The 16098-nt window shown below is 48.5% G+C and carries 8 protein-coding genes and 1 pseudogene; 7 read left to right on the top strand and 2 right to left on the bottom strand.

Annotated elements, in window-relative coordinates; all coding sequences use genetic code 11:
* Positions 1-146: 146 nt before the first annotated feature.
* Both I6E38_RS11635 and I6E38_RS11630 read right to left on the bottom strand, forming a co-directional pair.
* Positions 147-2279 (bottom strand): polysaccharide lyase 8 family protein, encoded by a 2133-nt coding sequence (locus I6E38_RS11635; RefSeq protein ID WP_235394151.1) that lies wholly within the window; start codon positions 2277-2279, stop codon positions 147-149.
* Between the two features lie 111 nt (positions 2280-2390).
* Positions 2391-3899 carry a calcineurin-like phosphoesterase C-terminal domain-containing protein gene (locus I6E38_RS11630; RefSeq protein ID WP_235394150.1) on the bottom strand — a complete coding sequence of 503 codons (1509 nt, stop codon included), beginning with the start codon at positions 3897-3899 and terminating at the stop codon, positions 2391-2393.
* Positions 3900-4220: 321 nt separating this feature from the next.
* Here I6E38_RS11630 and I6E38_RS11625 point away from each other — a divergent pair, with 321 nt between their 5' ends.
* The 7 genes and pseudogenes from I6E38_RS11625 to I6E38_RS11595 all read left to right on the top strand — a co-directional run.
* Positions 4221-5690 (top strand): sodium:solute symporter, encoded by a 1470-nt coding sequence (locus tag I6E38_RS11625; protein WP_235394149.1) that lies wholly within the window; start codon positions 4221-4223, stop codon positions 5688-5690.
* Positions 5691-5863: 173 nt separating this feature from the next.
* The gene (locus I6E38_RS11620; RefSeq protein ID WP_235394148.1) at positions 5864-7207 is read left to right on the top strand and encodes an ATP-binding protein; all 1344 of its coding nucleotides are present in this window, start codon (positions 5864-5866) and stop codon (positions 7205-7207) included.
* Positions 7208-7476: 269 nt separating this feature from the next.
* Positions 7477-10482, top strand: coding sequence for a SusC/RagA family TonB-linked outer membrane protein (locus I6E38_RS11615; protein ID WP_235394147.1), 3006 nt, complete (start codon positions 7477-7479; stop codon positions 10480-10482).
* A gap of 15 nt (positions 10483-10497) precedes the next feature.
* On the top strand, positions 10498-12168 hold the full coding sequence (locus I6E38_RS11610; RefSeq protein WP_235394146.1) for a RagB/SusD family nutrient uptake outer membrane protein: 1671 nt from the start codon (positions 10498-10500) through the stop codon (positions 12166-12168).
* Between the two features lie 112 nt (positions 12169-12280).
* A complete protein-coding gene (locus tag I6E38_RS11605; protein WP_235394145.1) occupies positions 12281-13714 on the top strand; it encodes a DUF6057 family protein in 1434 nt (477 codons plus the stop codon).
* Between the two features lie 30 nt (positions 13715-13744).
* Positions 13745-15202 (top strand): TolB-like translocation protein, encoded by a 1458-nt coding sequence (locus I6E38_RS11600; protein WP_262912372.1) that lies wholly within the window; start codon positions 13745-13747, stop codon positions 15200-15202.
* A gap of 322 nt (positions 15203-15524) precedes the next feature.
* Positions 15525-16098, top strand: a pseudogene (locus I6E38_RS11595) (IS1634 family transposase); the annotation flags it as partial.

Genomic DNA, 16098 nt, shown 5'->3' with positions numbered 1-16098 from the left:
CCCCCGGCCCCTCCCCCGTAGGGAGGGGAGTGATATGCACTATTTGCTATATATTTCTTGCTATTGATTATTAGAATAAACTCGCAAGTGGCAAAGCATACCGCTCCCCTCCCTACGGGGGAGGGGCCGGGGGTGGGGCTTTTATTCTAAAGTGTATACTTCTTTGTCGCACCAGCATAAATACCGGTACCAGTGAAGTCGCAGTTTACGGTTGCGGCTTTTTTCATGCCCTTCAGTTTCACGCTGATGTTGATGGGCTGCTGCTTCTGGGCAGGGTCAGCCACATGCATTACGGTAGAGCCGTTAGGCATGCGGCGCACCATTACAGCGCACGGACGGTCGGCAGTGATGGTGATGTTCTTGTCCTTATACTGACCAGCCTCGTAGAATATAGCCTGCCATACGCTGAGGTCAGTCTGCTGAACGGCCTGAATCTGCGGCGTGTTGCTCAGAATGGCGATGTGCTTGTGCTTGGCATATTCAGCCATACGGTCGGCTGTGTTAGCCTCAGGCACTACGATGTAGGCGTATGTGGCGTTGTTGGGCTTTGCACCGTGGTTGAGCGTTACAGAGAATACGTCGTTGGTCTGCTCGGTCTTAATCTGAGTCTGGTTGATGGCATGCCATGTGCCCGACTGCTTCTTAATCTCAGCCTTTACGTTTCCGCCGTTAGGCATAGCGTAGCCAACGCCGTCGTACATCACCCATGCTACGTTGTTGCCCTCAGCCGATGTGCCTTCTGTGGCAGCACCCTTAACGTTGGCATAAGTCAGCTTGTCGCCTCTGTTGGCAAGACGCTGGTTGAGCGAAGTCATTATCGGAGCCTCGTTGTCTGAGGTGATGCCAGCGCCGAGACAAACAATCTCGTTGTCGAAGAAGAACCACGACTTCTTAGCCTCGGTATTGATGCCGTCCCAACGGTCGTTGTAGGCGTATGTAGTAGCTCCATAGATAGAGTCGCTCACGCCACCTGCAAACTTCGATGTGCCAGGCTGCATCCAGTCTTTCTTGGCGAGAGGAATCTCGTCGAGATGCGGAGCCGTTGTGCCCGGAATGCGTGCCCAGTCCCATGTGGGGAATATGTTGAAGTATTCGTCGCCGTGCTTCACGAGCGAGTTGCATCCGTCGCTTGCGAAGTAGGTTTTGAGGTTCTCGCGGTTGCCATACTCAAGACGTGCCGTGCGATTGGACACCATACGTACGTCGAAGATATATCCAGGGCGAACGTGCAGAGTATAGTCGGCACGGAAATAGTGTGTATGGCGAGGCTGAATGGCATACGAAGGCTGCTGCTTGCCGTTCATGCGGTCGATAATCTGACGGAATTCGTTGGCATGTTCGGGGTCAAGCTCAATCATACGCTGTGCAAACTTAGCCTTATCCTTCTTGTTGAGCATGTTGCGACGGCTCACGCTGCGTCCCATAACGTCCCAAAGCATGTATTGTCCGCGTATAGTCTGATAGTAAGTCTCGCGCATGAACTTGCTCAGTATCTGCACCTTCTCGGCAGGGAGAGCATACTTGGTGCCCAATGCGTACATTGCCACCTGTGTTATGCCCTTCAACACCTCGTCGCCATAGCCACCGATGTACAGCTGAACGCTGTGCTGGAAGTATGAATTGTCGTGCTGGAAACCTTCCTCTGTGGTGTAGCGCACGGGGTCGAATACGAGCTGCATGGCTGTGACAAGGTCTTTCTCGTTGCGCTCAAGGCATGAGCGATAGATCCAGTGCAGGCAGATGTCGGTACGGTTGGCACCGGTCCACTTGGCAGGGTCGCCGCCTTCCTCGCGCATACGGTTGAGTATGGCTGTCTCAAGTTCGTGCGGCACCTGCTTCTTTCCAGAGCGCAGCAGTATGAGAGTGATGCCGAGCGACTGCGGTTCGGCTATCTGGTTATACCACCAGTTGCGGCAGTTGGGGTTGACGTTCTGCCAATGCTGCAGAGCTTTTACTATGTTTTCGTAGAGAGCGTCCTCGCCATAGTGCTTGTTCTTGCTGTTGGTGTAGGCTGCAGCCCACTGCTGCAGACGCTCAAGGTGCTTGAGCGGTGGCCAGTTGGTAAGGTCGTCGCGTGAGTAGTCGATGTCGGTGAAGGCGCCCTTTTGGGCGTCATACTGCTTGAATGTAGCCTCGATGTTGGGATTGCGGCTGAAGTCTTTGCGTATGCGTTGCATAAGCACGTCGAAATCGTCGGTTGCCGCCTGAGCAATTGCTGTCATCGCCATAAACAGAAAAAAAACGGCGAGACGCAACAGATTTGTTGATTTGATTCTCATAAATATTATAGTTTTTAGTAAATTATCTTATGCTTTGTAGCTTAAGGTGGTTGCAAAGTTACAAATAAAATCTCAAATCATAACTCTCAACTCTCAATTTTCAACTCTCAACTATTCCAACAGGAACGGTCTGTTATTGAGGTTCTCGATGGAATAGCTGAATGTGGCACCGAATCGGTTGATGAATATCACCTTGATGCGGCGGTACTTCTTGGATGTAGGGCGTGCGCGGAACAGGTGCTGCGTCAGTGCCAGCTGGTGCTTGCGTGGCTTGGTCTTGAGGAAGGCATCGTCGTACGATGTGAACTGTTGCATCTGTCCCTTGTACTTGCCGTCTTCATACCACACCACGCGGCAATGCGGATCCCAGTCCCATACATTAGCCACCACGTAGTCGCGCTGCGAGGCGAATTCGCCCGGCTTGTACACACGCATCTGTATGTTCTGCTTGTGGCCAACGGCACGGTACGACCATTTCAGGTCGGTGCTGTCAACGTTCACCACCATATATCCGTTGGGAGCGCCATCGCGGTTGAGCGTACTTGTCCACCAAGCTCCGCAAGCTGCTGCAATGTTGTGCTGATAGAGTCGGGGTGTCACCTCCACATTCTCGAAGAAGTGGGTGTGTCCGGCAAAGACGTGTGCCTCGTATGGGGCGAGTATCTCAGCCAGACGGTCGGCATTGAGAATGTTGTCGATGGTCTCCATCTTGTTCCATGCCGGTGCGTGCATGTTAAGTATCACCACCATGTCCTTCGGTACATAGCTGAGGTCGCGCTCCAGCCATTGCAGTTCGGCGTCGGTAAACTGCTCCTCATACTTGCATCCGCCACGATAGTCGATGTTCTTCATCGTGATGATGTGGCATCGGCCTATGTTGAACGAGTAGTTGACAGGTCCGAAATACTTGCCGAATATCTTTTCGGCATACTCCTCCACACCAGGTTCGGAATTGTGCAGGTCGGCATGCCGTTTGTCGAAGTCGTGGTTGCCTATACACTGGAAGAAAGTCATACGGCGGCTTTTGATAGAGTTGACATACTGTGGATACAGCGCCATGTTGTCGAACACCACGTCGCCAAGCGACATTCCTATCACGTCGCCCGTCTTGCGCAGCCGGCTTGCCGTATGCATTATGTCGTCAACCGTCTCGTTGCGCCATCGCTTCATGTCGTGAGCATTGAGTATCTGCGGGTCGCTCACTACGATGTAGTGGAAGCGGTTGGATATGGAGTCGCGTCGCTCCAGGGTGAATTTGTTGGCAGTGCGGTGGGTCATTGCTTCGCCCACGGGTATGTAGTAGCCGGCAGCCAGTCCGTTGTGCTGCGGCAGTACATATTCGCGTGGAGTGGATATGGCTATAAACTTGCTCACCGTTGTGTCGGTAGGCAATTTCCATGTGCCGCGTTTGTCTGTGCTGCAGAACTCGCGTCCGTTGTTGACCACTACGCCCTCAATACCGACTCCGTCTTGATTGACGACGGTGCCGCGCAGCATCACAGCCTTGTCATTGGGGCGTCCGCTGACAAGTGCGGTAAACAAAAACAGTCCGATGAAGACTCTTAGGCTCATAATAGCTATCCATTTGGTCTTCACAAATTTATTAGTTAATTGTTTCATATGCATTGCATGTGTCTTAAAAATATGTCACTATTATACTGCAAAGTTAGCTCAAATAAATATAAAACAGTAATTTTGCACGCGATTAATGATTTAATTAAGTTTCGCAAGCGAAAGTAGTTATAGGAAGTTATAGGAAGATAACTCGCTTCGCTCGTGAAGTTCTTGCTCAGGCAAGCGGCAAAGCCGAGCGAATGGACAAATGTCCTGTTGTTTAAGCAATAAAGCTATTGTCCGTTAACTTCTTGAACGACCAAAGGGAGTGATAACTTCTTTAATTCCATTAACTTCTGAACTTGCGAAAGTTCAATGATTTAAATAATGCTTATACTCTTAACAGTAATTCTGTATTTTGCTGCTCTTATGGGGTTCAGCAGACTCACGGCACATCGTAATGCCAACAACGAAACTTTCTTTCGTGCCAACCGTCGTTCGCCGTGGTATATGGTGGCGTTCGGCATGGTGGGCGCGTCAATCTCGGGCATAACGTTTGTCAGTGTGCCTGGCATGACCATGCGCATCGACATGACCTACATCCAGACGTGTATAGGATTCATCCTGGGATATTTCGTCATAGCCTTTGTGCTGCTGCCGGTTTATTACCGACTCAATCTCACCACCATCTACACCTATCTGCAGGGGCGTCTTGGCGAGCGTTCGTACAAGACGGGAGCGTGGTTTTTCCTCGTGTCGAAGATGACGGGAGCCGCCGTACGTTTCTATGTGGTGTGCATCATTCTGCAACGTTTTGTGCTCGATGCCATAGGCGTGCCCTTCGTGGTGACGGTGGTTGGCATGACGTTGCTTATATGGCTGTACACGCGTCGTGGTGGAATAAAGACGCTCGTATGGACCGACTCGTTCCAGACCACGTGCATGTTTGCCGCCCTTATACTTATTATATATAATGTGGTGGGGCAGTTGGGAATGAGTGTGCCCGAGGCGGTGCGTGCCATAGCAGCCGACACGCATAGCCGTATGTTTGTGATGGACGACTTCTTCTCTACGCAGAACTTCTGGAAGCAGTTGTTCAGCGGTGCCTTCATAGCCATCGTTATGACAGGACTCGACCAGGACATGATGCAGAAGAACCTCACGTGTCGCACGCTACGCGAGGCGCAGAAGGATGTGTGTACGTATGGATTCGCCTTTGTGCCTGCCAACCTGCTGTTTATGTCGCTCGGCGTACTGCTCATGATGCTGGCACAACGCGACGGCATAGCTCTGCCGACAAGTGGCGACGAACTGTTGCCTATGTTTGCGGCTACAGGCAGGTTGGGCAGTATGGTGACGGTGCTCTTCACCATAGGTGTAGTAGCTGCATCATTCTCAAGTGCCGACTCCGCTCTTACGGCACTCACCACAAGCTATTGTGTCGATATACGCCAGCGTCCTGCCGACGAGCGTTTGCGCCGACGTGCACATATAGGCGTTGCCGTAGTGTTTGTAGCGTTCATCCTGCTGTTCCGAATGCTCAATTCCACCAGCGTTATAGATGCCATCTACGTAATGTGCTCGTACACCTACGGTCCGCTGCTCGGCCTCTTCGCCTTCGGCTTGACGACACGTCGCCCCGTAGCCGACCACCTCGTGCCCTACATAGCCATAGCCTCGCCATTGCTGTGCTTCGCCATCGACACTGCCGCCCAAAGCCTATGGGGCTACAAGTTCGGCTACGAACTGCTTATGCTCAACGGCATGCTGACGTTTGCCGGATTGTGGATGAGCGGTTGGGCCTCTGACGGTAAAGATTACAATGTAGCACAAAATATGATTGACAATGTAAAATAGATTGTTTATGGATTCCGTTATTACAAAAGAGAAATTGTTAATATGTTAGCCTTGACTTTTGGATGGATTTAACGGTTTTATGCCTTGACTTTTGGATGAATTTAACAGTTTTATGCCTTGACTTTTGGATAAAAGTGGTATCTTTGCGCTGAAAACCAATGAATTATAAAATAATGGCATACTACAAGAGAAATATCGATGCAAAACTATTGGAATGGAAGGATTCTGTAAGAAGAAAACCGCTCCTTATACGAGGCGCAAGACAGGTTGGTAAGTCGACAGCAGTCAGACAGTTGGGCAAGGAGTTTAAGTACTTTGTAGAGGTAAACCTGGAGAGCCAACCATCAATAAAGCAACTTTTCACAAAAGATATAGATGTGCATAGGACATGTGAGGCAATAAGTGCGACAATGGGAATCCCTTTTGTTGCAGGTGAAACCTTGCTCTTTATTGATGAAATACAAGTTAGCCAAGAGGCAATAATGTCTCTTCGCTATTTTAAAGAGGATTATCCTGAATTGCATGTAATAGCTGCTGGCTCGTTGTTAGAGTTCGCACTTGAGGAGTTGCCATCGTTTGGAGTTGGACGAATACGTTCTTTATATATGTATCCGTTTTCGTTTGATGAATTTCTTTTGGCGCAAGGACTTGATACTACGGTCGTTTTTAAACGTAAAGCAACATCAACATCACCGCTTCCAGAAGCCGTGCATAATATGTTGGTGGAGCAGTTGAAGTCGTTCTATCTTGTAGGTGGTATGCCAGCTGCTGTTACAGAATGGATAGAGTCGAAGAGTTATATAGAATGTACACATATACATAATGATATTCTTGATACTTATCAAGACGACTTTTCTAAATATAAATCGCGTGTATCTCCTGCTTTATTAAGAAAAGTATTAAGGTCTGTTGCTTTGCAGGCTGGTAGTAAGTTTGTGTTCCGTCAGGTGGCTGATGATATTCATTCGTCTGTGATAAAGGATGCCTTGCATCTGTTGGCATTGGCTGGGTTGATAAAGCCGGTCACCCATAGTGATGGAAATGGGGTGCCGCTCGGTGCAGAAGAAAATAGTAGTTATACTAAATATCTGTTTTTGGATCTTGGACTTATGCAGACAATGCTTGGAACCCCAGCAGCGAATATTCTTCTTTCCTCAGATGTGGATTTTGTTAATAAAGGTGCTGCTTCAGAAATGTTCGCAGGATTGGAATTGGTCAAGAATCACGATTGTTTTCAAAAGGCAGAAATGTATTATTGGCAGAATATGTCAAGAGGAACAAATGCAGAAATAGATTATCTTGTGACAAGGAACGGCGTAGTTCTGCCGATAGAAGTTAAAGCAAGTACGCGAGGTAGCATGCAAAGTCTATGGCTGTTTATGAGGAAAAAGGGACTTCATAACGCTATACGTACATCTTTGGAAAATTTTGGAGAGTTTGAATATGCTGACAATGAAGTCCACGACGCAGTTCGTCATGTAGATATTGTACCGTTATATGCCTTAAGCAATCTGTAGTCCGACGTTCTGGTTGCTTGTTTGCTCCGTAATTTGTTAAAATACAGTCCAGCTAAAAAAAAACTAAAAATATTAGCTTTAGTTATGTAAATTATGTTTATCTTTGCAGCACAATCTTAAGACAACCCAATTATATAACGACTTTAGAAATAATTAACCAGAAGGCTGACAAAGGTTCCTATGTCTGCCTATACAAACAATAATTGTTAGGAACCCAAAAACAAAGCATGTTTATGCAAAACTCCTATTTTAACAACGCACGGATTCTCATGCTGTCCGTTTTGCTGGCGGGGGGGGTAAAACCGCTGTTTGCCTCTCAAATCACAAACGTACATGAAAACGCTGCTCTACTAACAAACAATCAACAGAAACAAACCGTCAAGGGTACTGTAAAGGACGCTAACGGCGAGCCGATAATCGGCGCGTCAGTAAAGGTGAAAGGCTCTACTGGCGGAACAGTTACCGACATTGACGGTAATTTCACACTCGATGTACCTGCCGGTGCAGAACTTGAGATTAGTTCAATTGGCTATCTTAAGCAGGTGGTCAAGGCAAAGGCCAATGTTGCCATAGTTCTTAAGGACGACTCACAGACTCTCGACGAACTTGTGGTAGTAGGTTACGGTGTACAGAAGAAGGAGAACCTTACTGGTGCCGTAGCTTCTATGAATGCCGAGAAGCTTGCCACACGTCCGGTATCAAGCCTTTCGTCAGCTCTTGCTGGTGAGATGGCTGGTGTTACTGCTGTGCAGACTTCGGGTGCTCCTGGTAGCCAGAACGCTTCTATCACAGTACGCGGTAAGAACTCAGTGAACGCTGCCTCTCCACTCGTTATCGTTGACGGTGTGCCGGGTTCGATGAACGTTATCAACCCTGCCGAAATCGAGTCGGTAACAGTATTGAAGGATGCTGCTTCAGCTGCCATCTATGGTGTGCAGGCTGCCAACGGCGTTATCCTTATCACTACAAAGAAGGGTAAGACCGGCAAGACCACAGTTTCTTACAACGCCACATTCTCATGGTCGTCACTTCTTGCCAAGCTTGACCTCGTTGATGCTTACGGCTATGCTTACCTCTACAACGAGGCTTACCTCAACGACCACCCGGGCGCAAAGAAGCCTTTCTCTGACGAGACTGTAGAGAAGTATCGCACAGGCGAACTTGCAAGCACCGATTGGTATAAGGAGGCTCTTACTGGTAGCGGTTTCGAGCATCAGCACAACCTCTCGCTCAGCGGTGGTAACGACAAGACTACATACAACATGTATCTTGGCTACCTCGGCCAGGAAGGTGTGACAAAGGACATTGACTACAACCGTATCAACGCCCGCATGAACATCACATCAGAGATTAACAAATACATCACTCTCGGACTCAATGCTTCGGGCTATCGTGGCACAAAGCAGGATTCTTGGAACGGATATAATCAGGTAATTCAGGGTGTGTCTCGTTCGCATCCTACAGATCCTGTTTATGACGAGGATGGCAACTTCAAATACGTTGGTGTTGACAACCCTGTAGCTGTACAGGGTAGAGATAAGACAGGCTGGAGAAAGACCATCGACCAGGAGGTATTCCTCATTGGTTCGGCAGAAATCAAGCCTATCAAGGATCTCAGCATCAAGGGTGTATACTCATGGCGCAACTGGACCCAGGATCAGATTGGATTCAAGAAGACATGGGGCTATGGCACATACAACTCAGGCCAGCGTGAGGGTTATGTAAATAATTACAACTATGATTATCTCACAGGTCAGATTCTTGTAAACTATAATAAGTCGTTTGGCGACCATAATCTTGGCGTACTTGCAGGTATGGAGTCGTACGACGTTAAGAGTCGCTATGTAACAGCCTCACGTAAGGGTGGTGGTAACAATAACCTCGGTGAGTCGCTCAACACTCTCGATGCTTCTTCACAGAAGAACTCAAATGGTGGTACAGAGATGACTCGTCTCTCTTACTTCGGACGTTTGCAGTACAACTATGCCGGCAAGTATCTCTTTGAGGCTAACGTACGTCGCGACGCTTCTTCACGCTTCCCTAAGGACTCTCGTTGGGGTACATTCCCTGCATTCTCAGCAGGTTGGCGTATCTCTGAGGAGGCTTTCATGAAGAATGTTGACTGGTTGAGCAACCTTAAGCTTCGTCTGGGTTGGGGTAAGACCGGTAACGAGGAGTTGTCTTCTAGTGACCTCTATCCTGCTGTTCCTACCTATGCTTACAGTTCATACATGTTCGGCAACTCACTGTATTCTACAGCTTATGAGAGCCGCCTTGTCAACGACCAGCTGAAGTGGGCTACCGTTACCAACTACGAGCTTGGTATTGACGCCGGCTTCCTCAACAACAAGTTGACAATGGAGCTTTCGGTATACAAGAAGAAGACCAACGACATGCTTCTCTACTTGCCGCTTCAGGGCGTTATCGGTTTGTCGGCACCTGCACAGAACGTAGGTAGCGTAGAGAACCGTGGTTTTGAGCTTGTGCTTGGCCATAACAACCGTATCGGTAAGGATTGGAGCTACAACCTCTCACTCAATATGGGCTACAACAAGAACGAGATTATCGATATGGCTGGTACCGAAGGTCCTACATCAGATAGCAACATCTGGAACCTTGAGGGCTATGCTATCAGCTCATACTATGGCTACGTAGCCGACGGATTGTTCCGTACAGAGGAAGAACTCAAGAATGGTCCGCTGCGCACAGGCAATGAGAAGCTTGGTGATATCCGCTATAAGGACCTTGATGGCGACGGCAAGATTACAGCAGCTGGCGACCGTCAGATTATCGGCAACCAGATGCCTAAGTGGACTGGTGGTTTCAACTTCAGCGTAGGTTACAAGAACTTCGAGTTGAGCGGTCTTCTGCAGGGTGCATTCGATGCTAAGCGCTACTACAATGGTGAGGCTTCTTACGCATTCTTCAATAGTGCATCATGTTTGAACAAGCACTGGGATCGCTGGAGCGAGGAGAATCCTAACGGCAACTTCCCACGTCTGTCACTTTCATCGCAGACCAACAATGCGTTCTCTACATTCTGGCTGCAGGATGCTTCATATCTTCGTATGAAGAACCTTACATTGGCTTACACTCTGCCTTCAGATCTTATCAGCCGCATAGGTCTGTCGTTTGCTCAGGTATACCTCACAGGCGAGAACCTCTTCACTATCTCAGGTCTTGACAAGGGTCTTGACCCAGAGTCGGGCAACAGCCGTGGCTGGTCGTACAGCAACGTCAGAAAGATTTCTTGCGGTCTTAAACTTACATTCTAAAACAACTCAGAACAAATGAAAAATAATATATTAAATATAGCATTAGCGTTCGCTGGAGTTGCTGCACTCACATCTTGTAGTGATTTTCTTGATAAGGCTCCGAAGGAGGAACTTTCTGACGCCAGCTTCTGGAAATCAAGCACTGATGCTGAGATGTACATCAGCGATATGTACAACAGTCTTGGCTGGTCGGCTGACGAAGCAATCAACACCGACGACGCTACAATGGGTATCAAGTGGGCTGCCGGCAACGAGGCAAAGGGTGTTTACGACCCCTCTGACTATGGTTGGAAGAGTAGCTACACATACATCCGTGAGGCAAACCTCGCACTTGAGAAGCTGCCTTCCGTATCAATGGACGATGCTACCCGTCAGAAGTTGGAAGGTCAGGCTTACTTCTTCCGTGGCTATCTGTATTGGGACCTTATCCGTAGTTTCGGCTCGGTACCTTATATTGACAAGCCTCTGACATTGGCTGACCTGAACAATACAGAACAGTCTTCACGCGAGGATGTTTACGCCAAGGCAATGGCGGACCTTGATAAGGCTATCGCTTCTCTTCCTGAGGAGTGGGATGCAGCCAACTACGGCCGTATCACCAAGGGTGCTGCCCGTGCCATCAAGATGCGTGCTGCCATGTATTATGGCGACAACCAGACTGCTGCCAACGAGGCTAAGGCAATCATGGATGCAGGCGTATACGACCTCTGGGACAAGGACAACACAGGCAAGTATGCCAATCTGTTCTGGGAGGAGACCGACGGTTGCTGCGAGAATATACTTGTCATCCAGTATAATGCACCTGACCGTACCAACTACCTTATTGGTTGGGAAGCATTCCCGACACTCGGATGGGGTGGTATGGACCCGACTCAGGATCTTGTCGATGCTTTCGAGGATAAGGACGGTAGCCCGATATATGAGTCAAGTGCTGCTGGCGTAGTGGCACGTGATAGTAACGGCAACCCGACAGCAAGACAGCTCTCTCAGATTTTCGACCCAGCCAATCCGTTTGCCAATCGCGACCCGCGTCTTGAGGTTAACGTTCTGCACGACGGCGAGGTTATGTATGGTGTTACAATCAAGGTTGCTCCTCTTGCAAGCAGTGGCACCACTGGTATAGGTCGTCATGGTGATGCTACTGAGACTGGCTACTATCAGCAGAAGTGGCTTGACCCTGCTATCAATCCTCAATCGCAGGGTTGGGACATGGGCAAGGACTATGTGCTTATCCGTTATGCTGAGGTTCTGCTCACCTATGCTGAGGCTATGAACAATCTCAATCCGCTCTGTCAGGAGGCATTCGATGCAGTCAATAAGGTACGTGCACGTGTGGGTATGCCAGCGTTGCAGAAGACCGATGCCAGCAAGCCTACATATTGCGGAACACAGGCCGACCTCTTGAAGCGTATCAAGAACGAGTGGCGTGTAGAGTTTGCGCTTGAGGGCGACATACGTAAGTGGAACCTCCGTCGTTGGGGAGACGCTAAGGAAGTGCTCAACCGCAAGTATCACAGTATGGTTTGGACTCTCAATGGCGAGAACTTCACTCCGTACGTAGGTACAGAGCATGTAGAGCTTCCGGGCAGCAAGTATTCTGACCACAACTACATCTATCCGATTCCGCAGACAGAGATGGACCTCAACCCGAAACTCAAGCAGAACCCGGGTTATGGCAAGAACTAAGAAAACATAAAACGTAAATAATAAATTGGAGTGTGTCAATAAGGATGAGTATGAGTCCTTTTATGGCACACTCCTTTTTGTATTAACCTTAGCTAACTTACGAATTCAGTAAATGAGAAAGTCTCTCCACTATCTGTTAGCCCTTGTGCTGTTTGGCGTATTCTTTGCGTCATACACCGATTTGCTGTCGCATGTATTGTACTACAACGAGCAGCATCAGCTGTTTCTCTATACAGCCGACTATTACCATAGCCAGACACTTACCGGCTGGCTCACGGCTTTTGTCGTGCAGTTTTTCTATTATCCACTACTTGGCGCGGCAGTAATGTCAGGCTTGCTCACGGCAATATATCTTATGTCGTGGCGCATACTTACTGCGCTCACACGTCGTGAGGACATATTGCGCCTTTCGCTCATTCCCTCGCTTGCCTTTTGGGTGTGGACAGCAGGCTTGTCGCATACTCTGTCGGTTGTGGTGTGGGCATTTATAGTCTTAGCCGTTCTTTCAGTGCCGGCATGTTTCTTGGCAAAGGGCAAGACAATCAGACAATTTCAACTCAAAGGTTGGAAGTATGCAGCAGTTTCAATCGTTTCGTTAGTAGTCATATCTTTAGCATCGGGCTATAGCTTCTTGCGCACTTTCTCGATGAGCGAGTTTCGCATGATTAAGGCGCAGCAAGCCATAGACCGTCATAACTGGGACGAAGCCTTGCATCATACCGAACGCTATCTTGACAATCAGAGACAGCCCAATCCGCTTATTTTCTATTTCCACAATATTGCCCTCTACAACAATGGTGTGCTGCTCGACCGTCTGTTCGACTATCAGCCCGTTGTAGGCATCAATGCCCTTTACTTCCCGTGGCAGAGCCGCACACGCGAGACTGAGTATGGTCACTATCTGCTTGAACAGCTCGGTTGCATCAACGATGCTCAGCACTGGGAATTTGAGTCTATGGTGGTGTGGGGCGAGACGGCTCCACGACTCATCAACCTTGCACGCTACAACATCATCAACCGTCGCAAGACGATAGCCCGTAAATACATAGCACGTTTGCGCCAGAGTCTGTTCTATAAGGATGAGGCTGACCGACTGGAGGCTTGTGTAGAGAGCGGACAGATAGAAGGATTGCGAGCTTTCAGCATAAAGGAACCAGAGAAAGCCAACTTCGTAAACATTCTCAACATAGGTCCTAATCTGCAATATGTGCTCACGCAAGACCCGCACAACCGCATGGCATACGAGTATCTGATGTGCGACCTTCTGCTCTCCAACAATCTGCCACGCTTTGTTGAGAACCTTCCGCTTGCCAGCAGCTTCTACAAGCAGATGCCACGCATATTCGATGAGGCTCTGCTTGTCTATCAGCTTGGTGGCAATGACACCAAGGGATTGCAGCCAAGTAGCGATACGCAGAACCGTTTCCAACAGTATGCTCAGCTTGCACAAACTGGAAATATAGCTGCGTTGCAGGCAGAATTCGGTAATACTTACTGGTTCTACCTCAATTATGTCAGCCCGTATGGCAACCGATTAAAGAAATAAGGACACGATAAGTTCAAAAACAATACGAAGATGCAAATCAATATTAAATCAACAATATTCTCCTTCGCCGCTCTTTTGCTGCTTGCTTCATGTGAGGGTGGCTATAAGAAGGCTGATGTCTACGCCAACACCCAGGCGCAGATATATCCTGATTATACGGGTGTGACTCTGCCCGTTAATATTGCTCCTGCCAATTTCCGCATCAATCAGGAGGGCGAAGCTTATCAGGTAGTGATGACAGCCGGAGGAAAGGAATACTATCGTGAAGCTTCTACCGATAACGAAGTGATTATTCCCGAAGACTCTTGGCACAAGATGCTCGCCGACAACAAAAATGGCAAGATACAGATAGCCGTTGGAGTGAAGCGCGACGGCAAATGGACCGAATACAAGCCTATAACAAATTATGTGAGTGGCGACACTATCGACCAGTACTTGGTCTACCGACTCTTGTATCCTGGCTATGAGTTGTGGAACGAGATGGGAATATACCAGCGCAATCTTACCAACTACGACGAGACACCAATACTCGAAAACCGTGACTTCGGCAAGCAATGTATCAATTGCCACACGTTCCGTCAGAACTCCACGCGCGACTTTATGCTGCATGTGCGTGGCAAGAATGGCGGCACGCTTATCAGTCACGACGGCAAGGTGAAGAAGGTAGCTCCAAAGTGTCCTACTGTAAAAATGGGTGCTACCTATGCCGGATGGCATCCAAGCGGACAGTTCATAGCTTTCTCGATGAACGAGATACAGCAGTTCTTCCATTCAAGCGGACAGAAGCCTATTGAGGTGAGCGACCTTGCAGCCGATCTTGGTGTCTATGACATTGCCAACGACGTTATAATCACCTCGCCCGAGCTTAGTGGCGACAATGCCATGGAGACATTCCCCGCTTGGACTCCCGACGGCAAGACTTTGTACTTCTGCCGTGGCAATGCCTATACCAAGAACACTCCCCTCGACAGTCTGCGCTACGACCTTTGGCGTGTCAGCTTCGATGCCAAGGCAAAGGCTTTTGGCAAGCCTGAGTGTGTGTATGAGGCGAGTGCCACAAAGCATACTGTCAGTTTGCCTCGTGTGTCGCCCGATGGCAGATATGTGGTGTTTGTGGAGTTCGACTATGGCAACTTCTCTATATGGCACAAAGAAGCCGACCTCGCCATTCTTGATACCAAGACAGGCAAGGTGCGCCGTATAGAAGAGATAAACAGCAAGGATGTAGACAGTTTCCACACATGGTCGTCTACTGGCAGATGGATGGTGTTCAGCAGCAAGCGTATGGACGGAGGATGGGCACGACCTTATTTCGCCCATTTCAATACAACGACCGGACGCTTCGACAAGCCTTTCGTGTTGCCACAGAAGTCGCCCTCGTTCTACGAGACATTCATGAAGACGTACAATCTGCCCGAACTCATAACGTCGCCCATAAAAAATGAGGGTTTGTTAAAACTTATACAAAGTGGGCTGAAAGCCCAATAAGCACATAGCCCAAGGCAGCGCCTTGGGTCTACGGATTGAAAAAAGCAAAACGCCCTGTAAGGGCAAAAGCATTGATAATTAACGCTTTTGCCCTTACAGGGCGCATTGTTTTTGGTGGCTTTTTACCTCAGGGCGTTGCCCTGGGCTATGTGCTTATTGGGCTTTCAGCCCGTATAATTGGGTATTGATGTACCCTCTCTATGATAACTAATTTTTTTCCTGACTTCGTCACTCAAAAATGTCCATTTTGTAATTGGTTGATAAACAATATTTTGTATCTTTGCATACCCTTATTTTGGGGTACGCAAAAGGTTTTTTAACAATGTTTGTCAAAAGAAAGAAGAATCGGTCTGGAACAACAAGTGTTGTTGTTGCAGAGAAAACAAAGGGCATTTACAAAGAGTTGATTACTATTGGTGTGGCCAAAGATTCAAACGAAATAGACAGTCTCGTAAATGCAGGTCATGAATGGATTTCAAAAGAAGAATCTCGGCGCCATCCACAACTCGATTTATATGGTGAGGAGCGTGAGGCGTGTGACCGTGAGCGAGAAGAAGTCCGCCGTGTTCTGTCCAATGTCAGCAACATCCTTCTCAACGGGTGCGAATTGATATTGGACCGCACGTTTGACCGGATTGGTTTCAATCGTATTGACGATGATGTGTTCCGCAAGCTTGTAAAGGCCCGTTTGGCATATCCGACGAGCAAGGCTGCTACGGTGGAATATCTGAAAAACCACTTTGACGAGGATGTGGACCTTTCCAAAATCTATCGCTATCTTGACAAGCTTAGCGACCATCAGCACGAAATCGTACAGGACATCAGCGTGCGCCATACTGCGAAACTGTTCGGTGGAAATATCGGTGTGCTATTCTATGATGTCACCACACTTTACT

This window comes from Leyella stercorea, assembly GCF_021531355.1.
In the GTDB taxonomy this organism is placed as follows: Bacteria; Bacteroidota; Bacteroidia; order Bacteroidales; family Bacteroidaceae; genus Prevotella.
The sequence above is the reverse complement of the archived record's forward strand: the minus strand, read 5'-3'. Positions and strand labels throughout refer to the sequence as shown.

Coding starts and splice junctions, on each gene's coding strand:
- I6E38_RS11635 (WP_235394151.1), bottom strand. CDS start 2,279: ATGAGAATCAAATCAACAAATCTGTTGCGTCTCGCCGTTTTTTTTCTG.
- I6E38_RS11630 (WP_235394150.1), bottom strand. CDS start 3,899: ATGAAACAATTAACTAATAAATTTGTGAAGACCAAATGGATAGCTATT.
- I6E38_RS11625 (WP_235394149.1), top strand. CDS start 4,221: ATGCTTATACTCTTAACAGTAATTCTGTATTTTGCTGCTCTTATGGGG.
- I6E38_RS11620 (WP_235394148.1), top strand. CDS start 5,864: ATGGCATACTACAAGAGAAATATCGATGCAAAACTATTGGAATGGAAG.
- I6E38_RS11615 (WP_235394147.1), top strand. CDS start 7,477: ATGCTGTCCGTTTTGCTGGCGGGGGGGGTAAAACCGCTGTTTGCCTCT.
- I6E38_RS11610 (WP_235394146.1), top strand. CDS start 10,498: ATGAAAAATAATATATTAAATATAGCATTAGCGTTCGCTGGAGTTGCT.
- I6E38_RS11605 (WP_235394145.1), top strand. CDS start 12,281: ATGAGAAAGTCTCTCCACTATCTGTTAGCCCTTGTGCTGTTTGGCGTA.
- I6E38_RS11600 (WP_262912372.1), top strand. CDS start 13,745: ATGCAAATCAATATTAAATCAACAATATTCTCCTTCGCCGCTCTTTTG.